The sequence below is a fragment of the Streptomyces sp. NPDC006551 genome (assembly GCF_040611675.1).
Taxonomy (GTDB): Bacteria; Actinomycetota; Actinomycetes; order Streptomycetales; family Streptomycetaceae; genus Streptomyces.
In genome coordinates, this window is the sequence record NZ_JBEXOT010000006.1 from 222,849 (window position 1) to 236,331 (window position 13,483).

Annotated in this window: 13 protein-coding genes; 5 read left to right on the forward strand and 8 right to left on the reverse strand. The window is 72.9% G+C overall.

The features are described 5' to 3' along the window. The first annotated feature begins 55 nt into the window (after window positions 1-55). Both ABZY12_RS09950 and ABZY12_RS09955 read left to right on the forward strand, forming a co-directional pair. Entirely contained in the window at window positions 56-799 is a 744-nt protein-coding gene (locus ABZY12_RS09950) for an ABC transporter permease (RefSeq protein WP_356888786.1), read from the forward strand. Window positions 800-1,006: 207 nt separating this feature from the next. Continuing rightward, the gene (locus ABZY12_RS09955) at window positions 1,007-1,183 is read left to right on the forward strand and encodes a hypothetical protein (RefSeq protein ID WP_356888787.1); all 177 of its coding nucleotides are present in this window, start codon (window positions 1,007-1,009) and stop codon (window positions 1,181-1,183) included. A gap of 88 nt (window positions 1,184-1,271) precedes the next feature. Here ABZY12_RS09955 and ABZY12_RS09960 read toward each other — a convergent pair whose 3' ends face one another. Continuing rightward, window positions 1,272-1,940 (reverse strand): HAD-IA family hydrolase, encoded by a 669-nt coding sequence (locus ABZY12_RS09960; RefSeq protein WP_356888788.1) that lies wholly within the window; start codon window positions 1,938-1,940, stop codon window positions 1,272-1,274. A gap of 133 nt (window positions 1,941-2,073) precedes the next feature. Continuing rightward, a complete protein-coding gene (locus ABZY12_RS09965) occupies window positions 2,074-2,931 on the reverse strand; it encodes a peptidoglycan-binding domain-containing protein (protein WP_356888789.1) in 858 nt (285 codons plus the stop codon). 829 nt (window positions 2,932-3,760) lie between these two features. Between ABZY12_RS09965 and ABZY12_RS09970 the strand changes: the two genes are divergently transcribed. Further along, the gene (locus ABZY12_RS09970; RefSeq protein WP_356888790.1) at window positions 3,761-5,815 is read left to right on the forward strand and encodes an MFS transporter; all 2,055 of its coding nucleotides are present in this window, start codon (window positions 3,761-3,763) and stop codon (window positions 5,813-5,815) included. A gap of 260 nt (window positions 5,816-6,075) precedes the next feature. Here the strand turns inward: ABZY12_RS09970 and ABZY12_RS09975 are convergent, their stop codons facing one another. Together ABZY12_RS09975 and ABZY12_RS09980 are read right to left on the reverse strand one after the other, a co-directional pair. After that, the gene (locus ABZY12_RS09975; protein ID WP_356888791.1) at window positions 6,076-6,552 is read right to left on the reverse strand and encodes a GNAT family N-acetyltransferase; all 477 of its coding nucleotides are present in this window, start codon (window positions 6,550-6,552) and stop codon (window positions 6,076-6,078) included. Window positions 6,553-6,622: 70 nt separating this feature from the next. Continuing rightward, window positions 6,623-6,973 carry an antibiotic biosynthesis monooxygenase gene (locus ABZY12_RS09980; protein ID WP_356888792.1) on the reverse strand — a complete coding sequence of 117 codons (351 nt, stop codon included), beginning with the start codon at window positions 6,971-6,973 and terminating at the stop codon, window positions 6,623-6,625. 12 nt (window positions 6,974-6,985) lie between these two features. Between ABZY12_RS09980 and ABZY12_RS09985 the strand changes: the two genes are divergently transcribed. After that, window positions 6,986-8,095, forward strand: a complete 1,110-nt coding sequence (locus ABZY12_RS09985; protein ID WP_356888793.1) for a serpin family protein — start codon at window positions 6,986-6,988, stop codon at window positions 8,093-8,095. A 37-nt stretch (window positions 8,096-8,132) separates the two neighbouring features. On the opposite strand, the gene ABZY12_RS09990 is transcribed toward ABZY12_RS09985, so the two are convergent. The 3 genes from ABZY12_RS09990 to ABZY12_RS10000 all read right to left on the reverse strand — a co-directional run bounded on the left by ABZY12_RS09990 (window position 8,133) and on the right by ABZY12_RS10000 (window position 11,244). Further along, complete coding sequence (locus tag ABZY12_RS09990; RefSeq protein WP_356888794.1) at window positions 8,133-8,801, reverse strand: O-methyltransferase; 669 nt, start codon at window positions 8,799-8,801, stop codon at window positions 8,133-8,135. Next, window positions 8,798-9,859: a DUF2330 domain-containing protein gene (locus ABZY12_RS09995; RefSeq protein WP_356888795.1), complete on the reverse strand. Its 1,062-nt coding sequence runs from the start codon at window positions 9,857-9,859 to the stop codon at window positions 8,798-8,800. Before ABZY12_RS09995 ends, ABZY12_RS09990 begins: the two co-directional genes overlap by 4 nt. A gap of 137 nt (window positions 9,860-9,996) precedes the next feature. Beyond that, window positions 9,997-11,244 (reverse strand): cytochrome P450, encoded by a 1,248-nt coding sequence (locus ABZY12_RS10000; RefSeq protein WP_356888796.1) that lies wholly within the window; start codon window positions 11,242-11,244, stop codon window positions 9,997-9,999. 262 nt (window positions 11,245-11,506) lie between these two features. Here ABZY12_RS10000 and ABZY12_RS10005 point away from each other — a divergent pair, with 262 nt between their 5' ends. Continuing rightward, entirely contained in the window at window positions 11,507-12,685 is a 1,179-nt protein-coding gene (locus ABZY12_RS10005) for a steroid 3-ketoacyl-CoA thiolase (RefSeq protein WP_356888797.1), read from the forward strand. Between the two features lie 121 nt (window positions 12,686-12,806). Here the strand turns inward: ABZY12_RS10005 and ABZY12_RS10010 are convergent, their stop codons facing one another. Further along, on the reverse strand, window positions 12,807-13,208 hold the full coding sequence (locus ABZY12_RS10010; RefSeq protein ID WP_356888798.1) for a transglycosylase SLT domain-containing protein: 402 nt from the start codon (window positions 13,206-13,208) through the stop codon (window positions 12,807-12,809). Between the last annotated feature and the right edge of the window lie 275 nt (window positions 13,209-13,483).

Here is a 13,483-nt window from a genome sequence, read left to right on the forward strand (position 1 = left end):
GGGGTGGAGAGGGTGACGGAACGACAGATTCCCGCGTCGCGCCTAGGGTTGGCGCGTGCTTCTGGACGTCAATGTCACCTTCGGGGTGGTTCTCGCCGTTCTGCTCGCCCTGGCCGCGGGGGTGGTCGCCGTCGCCCGGCTCGGGCGGGCCCGCGACAGTCTGGTCGCCGGCGGGCGGGCGGCCGTTCAGCTGGTGGCCGTCTCCTTGGTGATCGGCTGGGTGATGCGCCACCTGCCGCTGCTGCTGGGGTTCCTGCTGCTGATGTACGGCGTCGCGGTGTGGACGGCCGGGCGGCGGATCGTCCCCTCTCCGGGGCGTGGCTGGTGGTGGGCCGGGGTGCCGCTCGCGGCGGGCGTGGTGCCGGTCGTGGGGGCGCTCGTGCTCACCGGGCTCGTACCGGTGCGGGGCGTGGCGCTCATCCCGGTGACCGGCATCCTCATCGGCGGTGCGCTGACGGCCACGGTGCTCGGCGGGCGGCGCGCGCTCGACGAGCTGGAGACGCGGCGCGGCGAGGTGGAGGCGGGGCTCGCGCTGGGGCTCCAGGCGCGGGAGGCCCGACTGGAGGTGGCCAGGGAGGCGGCCTCGGACGCGCTGCTCCCGGGGCTCGACCAGACGAGGACGGTGGGTCTGGTGACGCTGCCGGGCGCGTTCGTGGGGATGCTGCTGGGCGGCGCGTCCCCGTGGGAGGCGGGGGCGGTGCAGCTGTTCGTCCTGGTGGCCCTGATGGTGGTCCAGGCGGTGGCGGTCGCGGTGGTCCTTGAGCTGGTGGCGCGGGGGCGACTGGCGCGGGGGGAATGACGGGCGAGACCGGCGGGTGGGGACTGGCGGGGGCAGTGGGTGCGGGGTGGCCGGCGCGCGGTGACTGGTGCGGGGGCGCGGTGCCTGCCGTTGTGGCCGCTGGGGCGGGGCGGTGCATGCCGTTGTGACCGCCGGGGCGGCGGGGCCGGTGGTGGTTCTTGCCGTGGCCGTCGGGGCGGTGGCGGTCCTCGCCGTAGTCGCCGGCCGGTGGTGGTTCTTGCCGTGGCCGTCGGGGCGGTGGCGGTCCTCGCCGTCGTGTCCGCTGGGGTGGTGGTGGTCCTTGCCGTCGTGTCCGCTGGGGCGGTGACGGTCCTCGCCGTCGTGTCCGCCGCGGCGGTGGCAGTCCTCGCCGTAGTCGCCGGCCGGTGGTGGTCCTTGCCGTAGCCGTCGAGGCGGGGGCGTCCTCGCCGTCGTGTCCGCCGGGGCGGTGGTGGTCCTCGCCGTAGCCGCCGGGGGCCCCGGCGGCGGGCGCTTACGCCAGGACCGTCAGCCGGATCGTGCCGGCCGCGTCGGCGGTCACCCGCAGGGAGGTCAGGTCCTCGACGTGGACGTCCGGGGCGAAGGCGGCCGCTCGCGGGCCCACGCCCACCACCCGCATGCCCGCCGCGCGGCCCGCCTGGATTCCGGCCTCGGAGTCCTCGAAGACCACGCAGTCCGCCGGGTCGAAGCCCAGCTCCGCCGCGCCCTTGAGGAAGCCCTCCGGGTCCGGCTTGCTCGCGCCGACGCACTCCGCCGTGACCCGGATCTCCGGCATCCGCAGCGCCGCCGCGCCCATCCGGGCGCGGGCGAGGGGCGCGTCGGCCGAGGTCACCAGGGCGTGCGGCAGGGCGGCTATCGCGTCCATGAAGGCCGGGGCGCCCGGGACCGGCACGACACCGTCCAGGTCGGCGGTCTCCTCGGCCAGCATCACGCGGTTGTCCGCGTAGTTCTCCTCCATCGGCCGGTCGGGGAGGAGGACGGCCATCGTCGCGTACCCCTGGCGGCCGTGGACGACCTTGAGCGCCTGCTCGGGGTCGAGTCCGTGGCGCACGGCCCACCGGCGCCAGCAGCGCTCCACGACGGCGTCGGAGTTGACGAGCGTGCCGTCCATGTCGAGGAGCAGGGCACGAGCGGTGAGCGTTGCCGGGGTGGTGGCATCCATCGAGGGTCTCCGAAGGGGTGGGAGAAAACGAAGTGGACCCGCTCACCGGTCAGGGAGTGCGAGCGGGGCCACTTTGTTCCTCCACGATACAAAACGAGGTGCCTGGGCGCCACCCCGTCCCGCATGACGGATCTCACCCGCGCGTCTCGGCCTCCAGGGCGCGGCGCGTGTGCGGCCCGTACACGCCCTCCGGGTCCTCCGGGATGTACTTGTACGACTGGTAGAGCGCGACCGCGGCCTCGACGTCCCTGTCGTACACGCCGTCCGTCCGGCCGTCGTACGCCCCCACCTGGCGCAGGCGCTTCTGGAGTTCCTTGACCTCCGCCCCTCTGTCCCCGCGGCGCAGGGTGGGCCCGTCGGCGCTCTGCGTCGGAGCGACGACGGGGGCGGAGCGGCTCCGACTCGCCGACGGCGACGGCTGCCCGGCCGCCCCGGTGGAGGCGGCCGTCGCGGTCCCCGACGCCGAGGACGGGGCCGAAGAGGCCGTCGTCCGCGCGGACGGTGAGGTGGTGGGGGAGGGGGACGTGGTGGGCGAGGTGGAGGTCGACGCCGAGGGCGAGGGGGACGGGGCCTCGGAGACGGCGACGTTCTCGGACGCGCTCGTGGTGACGGTGGGCACGGCCGCCCGGTCCTCGGTCTCGCCGTCGGCGTCGAGCAGGCCGGCCGCGAGGGCCGCCGTACCGATCACCGCGACGGCGACGGCCGCCGCCAGCGCGACGAGCGCGCCGCGCCGACGGGTGGCGGGCAGCTCCGGCCGTGCGTCGTCCCCGAAGTCCCCCGCGATTCCCCCATGGGCGGTCGGATCGCCGACGACCCCGCGCAGCAGCAGCGTCATCGTCTCGGACGGGTCCCCGGCGGGGTACGACTCCTGCGGCTCGGGGCCGGGAGCGGGTGCCGGGGCGGGCGCGGGGCCGGGCGAGGCAACGGCGGCGGGCGAGGCAACCGCGGCGGTCGGCGGTGTCGGAGCGATCACCGGAAGCGGCGTGGTCACCTCCGAAGGCGACTCCGGCGGCACCGGCGCGGCCCCCAGGGGCCCAGCGGCGCCCGGTATGGGGCCGGCCGGCCCGGGCCCGTTCCGCTGTGGCGGGAGTGGCATCGGTCCGGTGTGCTGCGGCGGGAGTGTCCCCGCGCCGACCGGCATCGGCCCGGCCGGCCCGGGTCCGCCCGGGGGCGGGCCGCCTGGGCCAGTCACGGTCTGCTGCGGCGGGAGCGGTCCTGCGCCGACCGGCGTCGGCCCGAACTGACCCGGCCCGGTCTGCTCCGGTCCGACCGGTCCGGTTCCGGCCTGCTCCGCCGGGAGTGGAATCCGGCCGCCCGGCATCGGCCCGCCCGGCATCGGCCCACCCGGTCCCAGCCCGGTCGGCTCCGGCGGGAGCGGTATCGGCATCGGCCCGACCGGCTCAAGCCCGGCCGCCGCGCCCGCCCCGCCCGCCGCGTCACTGCCCGCGCCCGCCGCCCCCGCGTTCGCCCGGTCGGCCCCCGCCGCCGCCTCCCGTACCCCCTGCGGCGGAACGGGGGCGGCCCCGTATCCCTCCGCCGGTCGCACCGGTGGCGTATCCAGCGTCACGTACGGGCGAATCCGCAACGGGTCGAAGTCCTCCGCCGCCGCGATCTCCGCATGGGCGCAGGCGCAGCCCGGTCTCCGTGCACCGCATTCAGGACAGACGTGTCCGAGCACCGTGGGTCCCTCCCCAGTTCAATTGCGAGCGATTATGCAGGCCACCCCCGCCTCCACCTGAACAGCCGTTCTCTTCGGCAGGCCATAACCGGACATAGCGATCAGGATGGGGGGTACTGAGGACCCTCGGAGGTAAGTGCCCATGGCCCAGGAAGTACGCACGCCGGACGTCGGCGGCGGCCCCGTGCCGGGGGAGGGGCAGAGTCACCGCGCCGTCGTCGTCGCCATCGGTGCGCTGCTGCTCGGCATGCTGCTCGCCGCGCTCGACCAGACCATCGTCTCCACCGCCCTGCCGACCATCGTCAGCGAACTCGGCGGCATGGAGCACCTGTCGTGGGTCGTCACCGCCTACATGCTGGCGGCGACCGCCGCCACCCCGCTGTGGGGCAAGCTCGGCGACCAGTACGGCCGCAAGAAGCTCTTCCAGGCCGCCATCGGCATCTTCCTCCTCGGCTCCGCCCTCTGCGGGATCGCCCAGAACATGCCGCAGCTCATCGCCTTCCGCGGCGTCCAGGGCCTCGGCGGCGGCGGTCTCATGGTTCTCTCGATGGCGATCGTCGGCGACCTCGTCTCCCCACGGGAACGCGGAAAGTACCAAGGTCTCTTCGGCGCCGTCTTCGGTGCCACGAGCGTCCTCGGCCCCCTCCTCGGAGGGCTGTTCACCGAGCACCTCTCCTGGCGCTGGGTCTTCTACATCAACCTGCCCATCGGCGTGGTGGCCCTCTTCGTGATCGCCGCCGTGCTGCACATCCCGGCCCGTGGAACCCGCCACACCATCGACTACCTCGGCACCTTCCTCATCGCCTCCGTGGCCACCTGCCTGGTCCTGGTGGCCTCCCTCGGCGGCACCACCTGGGCGTGGGGCTCCGCGCAGATCATCGGGCTCGCCGTCCTCGGAGCCGTACTCCTGGTCTGGTTCGTGTACGTCGAGAAGCGCGCCGTCGAGCCCGTCCTGCCCCTGAAGCTGTTCCGGATCAGGACCTTCACGCTCGTCTCGGTCATCAGCTTCGTCATCGGCTTCGCGATGTTCGGCGCCATGACCTATCTGCCGACCTTCCTCCAGGTCGTCCAGGGCGTCACCCCGACGATGTCCGGTGTCCACATGCTGCCGATGGTCCTCGGCATGCTCATCACCTCGACGGCGTCCGGCCAGATCGTCTCCCGCACCGGCCGCTGGAAGGTCTTCCCCATCGCCGGAACGGCCGTCACCGGCCTCGGACTGCTCCTCCTCAACGAGCTGACCGAGACCAGCTCCACCTGGGCGATGAGCGTCTACTTCTTCGTCTTCGGCGCCGGCCTCGGCCTGGTCATGCAGGTCCTCGTCCTCGTCGTGCAGAACGCCGTCTCCTACCAGGATCTCGGCGTCGCCACCTCCGGCGCCACGTTCTTCCGCTCCATCGGAGCCTCCTTCGGCGTCGCCGTCTTCGGCACGATCTTCGCCAACCGGCTCACCCACAAGCTCGACGACGCCCTCGCCGGACAGAACCTGCCGCCCGGAACCGGCCCCGACCAACTGGCCGCCGACCCGCGCGCCATCGCCGCCCTGCCACCCGGGCTGCGCCCCTCGGTCCTGCACGCGTACGCCACCTCGATCACCGACGTGTTCCTGTACGCGGCGCCGGTCGTCCTCATCGCCTTCGTGGTCGCCTGGTTCCTGAAGGAGGACAAGCTGCGCGGTTCGGTGACCGCCCCCGACCCCAGCCAGACGCTGGCCTCCAATCCGGTGGAGCGCTCCTCGTACGACGAGTGCGCCCGCGCCCTGTCGGTGCTCGGTTCACGTGAGGGACGCAAGGCGGTCTACGAGAAGATCACCGCGAGGGCGGGGCTCGACCTGCTGCCCGCGTCGAGCTGGCTGCTGCTGCGGATCCGCCGCCACGGCACCGTCGAGCCCGCCCGGCTCGCCGAGACGACGCCCGTACCGCTGCGGGCCATCACCGAGGCGGCCCGTGAGGTGGAGGGGCGACGGCTGGCCCGCCGGGAGGGACTGCAGCTGATGCTCACGGACGAGGGGGTCGAGACGGCGGCAAGGCTGGCCAAGGCGCGCGAGGAGTCGCTGGCGGAGCTGCTCGGGGACTGGTGGGGGCCGGAGCGGCCCACGGATCTGGTGAAACTGGTGGAGGAGCTGACGGCCGAACTGAGCGGCTCGGACGCGGAACGGCCGCGCTCGCCCGAGCCGCCCCGCGACCACCACGCCTGACGCCGCAGCCACGCCTGACGGTCGCGCCGGGCCCCGCCGTGCCTGAGCCGCCACGCCTGACGGTCGCGCCGGGCCGCCGCGCCCGAGCCGCCACGCCTGACGGCCGCGCCGGGCCGCCGCGCCCGAGCCGCCACGCCTGACGGCCGCGCCGGCGGCCACGCCGTGCCTGAGCCGCCACGCCTGACGGCCGCGCCGGGCCGCCGCGCCCGAGCCGCCACGCCCGACGGCCGGGCCCCGGGCCGCCGGGCCTGCCGTCGTCTCTACAGCTCCTTGCCGTACCAGATCTCCATGTACGGGCCCTCGCAGTACGCGGGTATCTCCGCGTACCCATGGCGGGTGTACAGCGTGCGCGCCTCGATGAGATCGAGACGGGTGTTGAGAACCATACGGCGCGCCCCCAGCTCGCGGGCGGCCGCCTCCAGACTGTCGAGGAGAAGCCCCGCACCGCCCTTGCCGCGGAACGGGGGCCGGATGTACACGCGCGTCAGCTCGGCGCGCCCCGCGTCCAGCATCAGGACCCCGCCGCAGGCCGCCGGCGCGTCCGCGAAGGTGCCGACGAGGAACCGGCCGGTCGGCGGAGTCAGCAGCTCCACACCGTCGTTGGTCAGGCCCTCGTCGATCTCCGCCGCGGTCGCGGGCCGCTTCCAATAGCGGCTCGCGACCTCGTCGTAGTAGTCGCGGCGAAGGGCGGTGGCGGCCGGGGTGTCGACGCGCTCGGGGGAGAAGGTCCAGGTCATGGCGTCATTGTGGGTGGTGCGCGGCCGTCCGCGCCTCCCCTTTACGGCCGCCGCCGACCGCCTGCGCGGGCTACTTCGGAGACGCCTGCTGGACGACCTCGAACGACCACAGCGTGGAGCCGGTCGCCGCGGGCTTCGGACGCTCCCCGGCGGCCCCGCCCGGGCCGCCGCCCTCGCCGGCGCCGGAGGTGCCCTGGTGGGCGGCCTTCATGGAACCGTTCATCCAGTTCTGGAAGTCCTCTTCGCTGCGCCAGCGGGTGTACACCAGGTACTGGTCGGTACCCTCCACCGGGCGCAGCAGCTCGAACCACTCGAAGCCGTCGGAGCCCTCCACGGCCCCGGCCCGCGAGGCGAAGCGCTGCTCGAGCACCTCACGCTGCTCGGCCGGCACGGTCAGGACGTTGATCTTCACGATGCTCATGGGGGGCAGGATATGACCGGTACGGACCTGGCGACGCATACGGGTGCCATTCGGGCGCTCGCCGCGCGGTGGCTGCCCCGGCTCGGTGACGACGACTTCGTCTGCTCGCCGGCCGGGCTGTGGCTGGGCCTCGCGGCCGTCGCCTCCGGAGCCCGTACGCGGACGGCAGAGGAGCTGCGGGAGCTGCTCGGCGTCGAGGGCGGGGCGGCCGCCGAGGCGGTGACCGCCGCGGGGCGGCGGCTCGGGCGGACCGATGGGCTCGCGGTGGCGACCGGTGTGTGGAGCAGGGTGCCGGTGCTGCCCGCCTTTCGGCGGGGCCTGCCCAGCATCGGCTTCGGCACGCTGGCCGACGGGACCGCGCAGAGCGAACTCGACTCCTGGGTGGCGCGGGCCACCGGCGGCCGGATCGACCGGCTGCCGATCGACCTGGACGGTTCCGAGGACCTGGTGCTGGTCAACGCCCTCGCGCTCCAAGCGTCCTGGCTCACGGCCTTCCCGGTCGCGGGGACGCGGGACGAGCCGTTCACGGACGGGCGCGGCGCCACCACCTCCGTACCGACCATGCACCGGCGGATCCCGGCGTCGTGGGCGTGGCGGGTCGGCGGGGCGACCGTCGTCGAGCTGCCGTGCGCGGGGGAGGAAGGCAGCGCCGCGCGCGTGCGGTTCGTCCTCGGCGCGGACGGCGACGGCCCCGCCGAGGCGCTGGCGGCCGCCTGGGCGGGGCACGGGACGCGCGAGCGGCTGAGGGCCGACGGCGTCGAACTCGCCCTGCCCCGCTTCTCGTTGCGTACGAGGACCGATGTGTACGAGCAGCTGCCCGCGCTCGGCATCACCCGGGCCGTCCGCCCGGACGCCGACTTCTCCGGCCTGTGCCCGTCGTCGCACGGGCTGTGTGTCGCCAAGGTCGTCCAGGAGGCCCTCGTCGAGGTCGCCGAGCAGGGCGTGGAGGCCGCCGCGGCCACGGTCGTCGCCATGACCCGCGGCGCCGCCTCGCCCCGGCGGGAGGTGATCGAGGTGATCGCCTTCGACCGGCCCTTCGGCGTCGTGGTGCTGGACGCCTCGGGCGAGGTGCCGCTCTTCGCCGGCTGGCGATCGAGCGCGCCCGCCGCGACGAGGCCGTGAAGTCGCGCCGGGTGCCGGCTGAACGACGGGGGACGACCTACCCCACCACGCGGGCGACGAGCAGGCCGTCGTAGCCCTTGGTGCCCACCGTCTGGACGGCGGTCGCGTCCAGACGGGGCTCGCGCGAGACGAGTTCGATCATCTCGCGGGTGCCGGTGATCGCCGGGTCGTCCGGGTGCGCGACGGCGACCTTCCCGCCCCGCACCACGTTGTCGACGATGATCAGCGTGCCCGGACGGGAGAGCTTCAGCGCCCAGGAGACGTAGTGGGCGTTGTTCGCCTTGTCGGCGTCGATGAAGACGAGGTCGAACGGGCCCGCGCCCTCCGCCTCCAGTTGCGGGAGGGTGTCCAGGGCCGCGCCCGTGCGGACCTCGACGATCTTGTCGAGGCCGGCGCGGGCGATGTTGGCGCGGGCCACGTCGGCGTGGGCCGGGTTGTACTCCAGGGTGATCAGCCGGCCGTCGGCGGGCAGGGCGCGGGCCAGCCAGATCGTGCTGTAGCCGCCGAGCGTGCCGATCTCCAGGATCGTGCGCGCGCCCAGCATCGTGGCGAGCAGGTTCAGCAGCTTGCCCTGGTTGGGGGCGACGGCGATCTCGGGCAGCCCCGCGGCCTTGGAGTCCGCGAGGGCGGCGGCGAGCGCCTCGTCGGCCGGGGCGAGCAGATCGGTGAAGTAGCGGTCGACGCTGGTCCATTGATCGTTGGTCATACGGCCGAACGTACCCCGGCGCGCTGCCGCCTTACCCGTACCGCCACGGCTGTCGCGACGCCCACCATCAGGACGCCGGACACCGTCAGGAGCCAGACCGGGATGCCGCCGCCGACCGTGAGCAGCCGGTCCGTGTAGACGATCTCCCGGTAGGGGGTGTCGGAGACCGCCCGCAGCTCGTGGTCGCCGTCGATCCGCGAGGGCTCGGGGAACTCCTGGTCGAGGGCGGTGAGATAGACCCGGCCTCGGCCGCCGGTCAGTCCGGCGACCGCGCCCTCCGGTTGGATCGGGCCCGCGAACCGCACCTCGGGCCGCGCCCCGCCGATGGTGTCGCGCGGCTCCATGCGATGGTCCGCGAGCACGTAGAGACCGAGCGACTGAGGGGTCTGCGCCAGCCGCGAGAGCCGCATCGGGTAGACCAGCCGGTCGCTGGCGAAACGGATCTTCAACGGGTCGAGCTCGCCCCGCAGCACCGTGCCCTCGTCGTCGGGCGCGAGGCGCACGGCGACGTACTCCCACTCCTGCTCGACGTACGGCTTCAGCTCGGTCGCCAGCCGGCCGGACAGCTCGAAGCCGTTCTGTTCCAGCCAGCCGCTGAGCGCCTTCGGGTCCGTCGCGGTCAGCCGGGCCACGTCGAAGGGGCCGAGCCGCTCGCGTCCGACGACGCCGACGTCCGCGGCGCTCGCGCCGGGCGGGGCGGCGCCCGCGCCGTCCATGTCGCGGTCGGCGAACGGCCAGTCGTCCCCGCGTGGCCAGAAGTAGTGCCGGTCCCTGTGCTCGGGCCGGGTGAGCCGGTCGAGCTCGTCGAAGAGCGCGCCGTCGCCGAGTGCGACGTCGGCCCGACTCGGTACGGGCATGATCCAGGCGGCCCGCTCGGCGTTCCCGCGCACGGTGAAGCGCATGACGATCTCTTCGGTACGGCCGTCCCAGCGCACGGCCGAGGTCTCCCGGTCCACGCCGATCCGCTGGGCGCGGTCGGCGACCATGGCTCCGCAGCCGCAGGCGTACGCCGGGGCCACGAGCGAGCCGAGCTGGAGCGCGAGCAGCGCGACGATCATGGCCAGAATTCTGTGTTTCCCCCGCATGCGGGGTCAGACGCGGGGCGCGGAGATCCGGTTCCTGGGGCTTCGGGGGCCGGGGTGGTTCCGGTGGGAGAGGCGGGGGCCCGGCGTAGGGGAGGCCTCCGCCTTCGTCGTCAGGTGGTCACCCGGACCTGGAGCTCCTTGATGCCGTTGAGCCAGGCCGCCCGCAGGCGGCGGGGTTCGCCCGCCAGGGCCAGATCGGGCAGCTCGTCCGCGAGGGCGTTGAAGATCAGCTCGATCTCGTTGACGGCCAGGGACTTGCCGAGGCAGAAGTGCGGGCCTCCGCCGCCGAAGCCGAGGTGGGGGTTGGGGTCGCGGGTGATGTCGAAGGTCTCCGGGCGTTCGAAGACCTCGGGATCGTTGTTGGCGGAGGAGTAGAAGAGCCCCAGCCGGTCGCCCTTGCGGATCTTCTGCCCGCCGAGCTCGGTGTCCTGGGTCGCCGTCCGCTGGAAGGAGACCACCGGGGTCGCCCATCGCACGATCTCCTCGGCGGCGGTGGCGGGCCGCTCGCGCTTGAAGAGTTCCCACTGGTCGGGGTGGGTGAGGAAGGCGTGCATGCCATGGCTGATGGCGTTACGGGTGGTCTCGTTGCCGGCCACCGCCAGCAGCAGGACGAAGAAGCCGAACTCGTCGGAGGAGAGGTTGCCCTGACCCTCGGCGGCGACCAGCTGGGTCACGATGTCCTTGGCCGGGCACTCCTTGCGGGCGGCGGCCAGGTTCATCGAGTACCCGATGAGCTCCATGGCGGCCTCGGCGCCGATCTCCTCGGTGATGGCGTACTCGGGATCGTCGTACGCGACCATCTTGTTCGACCAGTCGAAGATCCGGGAGCGGTCCTCCTGGGGTACGCCGATGAGTTCGGCGATCGCCTGGAGCGGGAGTTCGACGGCGACCCGGGTGACGAAGTCGAAGGTGCCGTCCGCCCCGGCGTTCCGCTTCGCCTCCTCGACGATCTTCCGGGCGCGCTCGCGCAGCGCCGCCTCCAGGTTCCGTATCGCGCGGGGGGTGAAGCCGCGCTGGACGATCTGGCGGACGCGGGTGTGCTCGGGCGGGTCCATGTTGAGCATGATCAGCTTCTGGACCTCGATCTGGTCCCGGGTGATGTGCTCGTTGAAGCGGATGACGGCCGTGTTCTCGGTGGAGGAGAACAACTCGGGACGGGTGGAGACGTACTTGACGTCCGCGTGCCGGGTGACGGCCCAGTAGCCCTCGTCGTCGAAGCCCGTGACACCGCGCGGCTGGGGGCACCACCAGACCGGGGCGGTCTGCCGCAGCCGCGCGAACTCCGGGTGGGGGATGCGGCTCTGGAGCAGATCGGGGTCGGTTGCGTCGAAACCTTCGGGGAGGTGAGGGCAGGTCATCGGCAGCACACTCCATGTCTGAGACGCGCATGTCTGACGGTCCATCAGAAGGGTGGAAGGTGCCGGAAAGGTAGTAACGAGTTCTACAAGTGACAAGGGCCCCGGCGGGATCTGTTGCCGGGGAGAGGCGCGTGAGGGTGAGTGCACGACCCTTGCGTACCGGCGGTAGCAGTCATAAGACTGCACAGAGAACTAGAACGCGTACTAGTTCCCTGTGGCGGAGTGCCGGGACACCCCGCCAGGGCGAGGAGAGGACGAGCTCATGGCCGCGGAACCCGTCATCGTCGAAGCCGTACGCACTCCCATCGGCAAGCGCGGAGGCGCGCTCGCCAATCTGCACCCCGCCTACCTCCTGGGGGAGACCTACCGCGAACTCCTCGGACGCACCGGCATCCACGCCGACTGTGTCGAGCAGATCGTCGGCGGTACGGTCACCCACGCCGGCGAACAGTCCATGAACCCCGCCCGCAACGCCTGGCTCACCATGGGGCTGCCCTACGAGACCGCCGCCACCACCGTCGACTGCCAGTGCGGCTCCTCGCAGCAGGCGAGCCACATGGTCGCCAACATGATCGCCTCCGGGGTCATCGACATCGGCATCAGCTGCGGTGTGGAGGCGATGTCCCGCGTCCCCCTCGGCTCCGGTTCCAAGCACGGCCCGGGAAAGCCCTGGCCCGACGAGTGGAACGTCGACCTGCCCAACCAGTTCGAGGCCGCCGAGCGCATCGCCCGGCGTCGCGGGCTCACCCGTGAGCGGGTCGACTCGCTCGGCCTGCTCTCCCAGGAACGCGCCGCCGTCGCCTGGTCCGAGGAGCGCTTCAAGCGCGAGACCTTCGCCGTCCAGGTCCCCACCACCGAGGAGGAGCAGGCCGCCGGTCAGGGCATGTGGCGGCTCGTCGACCGCGACGAGGGGCTGCGGGACACCAGCATGGAGGCCCTGGGCCGGCTCAAGCCGGTCATGCCGACCGCCGTCCACACCGCGGGGAACTCCTCCCAGATCTCCGACGGCGCCTGCGCCCTGATGTGGGCATCCAAGCGCATGGCTCGCGCGCTCAAACTGCGGCCCCGCGCCCGGATCGTCGCCCAGGCCCTCGTCGGCTCCGACCCGCACTTCCACCTCGACGGGCCCATCGACGCCACCCGCGCCGTCCTCGGGAAGGCCGGGATGTCGCTCAAGGACATCGACCTCGTCGAGATCAACGAAGCCTTCGCGTCGGTCGTGCTCAGCTGGGCGCAGGTCTTCGAGCGGGACCTGGACGGGCTGACGAAGGTCAATGTCAACGGCGGCGCGATCGCCCTGGGCCACCCCGTCGGCGCCACCGGGGCCCGGCTCATCACCACCGCCCTGCACGAACTGGAGCGCAGGGACAAGGAGTTCGCGCTGATCACCATGTGCGCGGGCGGGGCGCTGGCCACCGGCACCATCATCCAGCGGCTGTAGGCCCTCGGTCGGGGACGCCGGAGAGCGCGGCAGGCCCCGATCGGGGACGCCGGAGAACGCGGCCGGCCCCGCACCTCCGGAAGGAGGGCGGGGCCGTGCGGAAGCGGCTGTCGGCGGTCTCTCAGTACCAGCCGTTGGCCTGCCAGAACGCCCAGGCGGCGTTCGGGCTGCCGTAGCGCTCGTTCATGTAGTTCAGGCCCCACTTGATCTGCGTGGCCGGGTTGGTCTTCCAGTCGGAGCCGGCCGAGGACATCTTCGAGGCCGGCAGGGCCTGGACCAGGCCGTAGGCGCCGCTGGAGGAGTTGGTCGCGGTGTGGTTCCAACCGGACTCGTGCGACACGATCTTGCTGAACGCCTGGTACTGCGAAGCAGGGACGATCTGCTTGGCAATCTCCTGCGGGGTCGCGGCCGAGGCCGAGGCCGTCGTGCCCAGCACCGCACCCGAGGCGCTCAGCAGCACGGCTGCGGAGGCGGCGACGGTCTTCTTGCGGGCCGAGACACGAGTGGCGATGGAGCGGAACAACGTGGACACCTAACGTCGGGGACATGATCTTCGCCGGGCGTTTCAGGCAAGCCGGAACCAGAGCCCGGGGATCCGGGAACCGTGGGGAATCGGCCTGTCCGAGGAGCTGCGCTGAGCGCCGGCTGCCTGGCGACGTCCACCAGACAAGCAGGCTGGGCAGGCCGTGGCAACGACGCCGTGTACTACCCCCGATCGCACTCCCGGCGAACGGCCCAGGACCGGGGGCGGGTTTTTTGGCAGGCACTGGGACTGTGTGGGGTGATTTGGGGCTATGT